The organism is Microbacterium sp. A84, assembly GCF_051842815.1.
GTDB lineage: Bacteria > Actinomycetota > Actinomycetes > Actinomycetales > Microbacteriaceae > Microbacterium.
This window is the reverse complement of the sequence record NZ_JBPXMS010000014.1, coordinates 1-1,249: the sequence shown is the minus strand read 5'-3', so window position 1 is coordinate 1,249 and position 1,249 is coordinate 1. Positions and strand designations below refer to the sequence as shown.

Annotated in this window: 1 protein-coding gene; it reads left to right on the top strand. The window is 63.6% G+C overall.

Annotated features, from left to right (window positions below):
- Positions 1-122 precede the first annotated feature (122 nt).
- Positions 123-1,211: an IS1249 family transposase gene (locus ACSU04_RS18400; RefSeq protein ID WP_439290570.1), complete on the top strand. Its 1,089-nt coding sequence runs from the start codon at positions 123-125 to the stop codon at positions 1,209-1,211.
- Positions 1,212-1,249: the final 38 nt, after the last annotated feature.

Below are 1,249 nucleotides of genomic sequence, written 5' to 3'. Positions count from 1 at the left end.
GGGTTATAGGCCAAAAGGAGTGGATGGGTTCTTGATCTAGCCGCGTGATTCTGCGGTGAAATGGGCATCGGTATGGTCCGTGATGCTTAATCGTGGACCTTCCCTCGAATTCGACAACGTGCATGGTATGTGGTTCTCGGTTGGTGAAGAATGGCCGGCACCGCTCGGGAACGCAACGGTGGCGATGCCCGTCCTGTGGGGCATCGAGCGTGCGCCGCCGCCCCGATGTCTCCCGCCGGGAACAACTCGTGCGTTTCGTGTCCTGGCTGGTCGGGAAGCAGACCCAAGCCGAAATCGATGGGACCGCGACAGGGCGCACGTTTCGCCGAGAGACGGCCTGGTGCTGGGCGCTCGAGCCGCGCCTGCCGCCCGCGACCGAGATCCACCACGCTGTCCTCGTTGACGGGTTCTGGGTGAGCGGCTGGTGTCTGTTGATCGCGTTCAGCGACAAGGGTCGTGTGTTGGCCTGGCAATGGTCAGGCGGGGAATCCGTCGCGGCCTGGAAAGCATTGCTCGAGCAGGTCGCCGCCCCGGGCGTGCTCGTCTCCGATGGTGGCACCGGGATCCCGACCGCGCTCAAAGCGGTCTGGCCGGAAACGAAGCATCAACGCTGCCTGTTTCACGTGCAGATGCGTCTCACCCGGCACCTGACCCGCACCCCGAGGACCGACGCCGCCAGGGCGCTGCGCGCGCTCGTGATGCGCGTGTCCGCGATCGATGAAGACGACAAGGACGCCGCGATCGCCTGGCAGATCACGCTCGATGAATGGTGGCGCACGTTCGGACACCTCACGAAAGAGAAAACCCGGTTCCGTAACGGGCAGATCGGATACACCCATGATCGGCTCCGCAAAGCGTGGTCACTCATCCACGGCGTGATCCGCAACAACACACTGTTCACCTACATCACTTACGGCAACCCGCGCACCACGTCACCGTTAGAAGGCGCAATCAACAGCCAGATCCGCGAGCTCCTCCTCCGCCACCGCGGAATGAGCGAGCACCACCAGAAACGAGCCATCGAATGGTTCCTCGTCCTCCACGAACTGCCCCTCAACGAAGCAATCGCCCTCGCTAAACCAGCCACCCCGCCCGCACCACCCGCTAACGCAGACACCGCAGACGCCCCAATCGAACCCGCCCTCTACGACACCGGCCTCGACGCCGCCGAAGGACTCTGGTCACGCGCCGGATGGGCAGGAAGGGGATGACACGCCCGGACCCATCCACTCTTTTTGGCCTATAAGCC

Excerpts from the sequence above, each read along its gene's own strand:
- ACSU04_RS18400 (WP_439290570.1), top strand. The coding sequence starts at position 123 with ATGGTATGTGGTTCTCGGTTGGTGAAGAATGGCCGGCACCGCTCGGGA.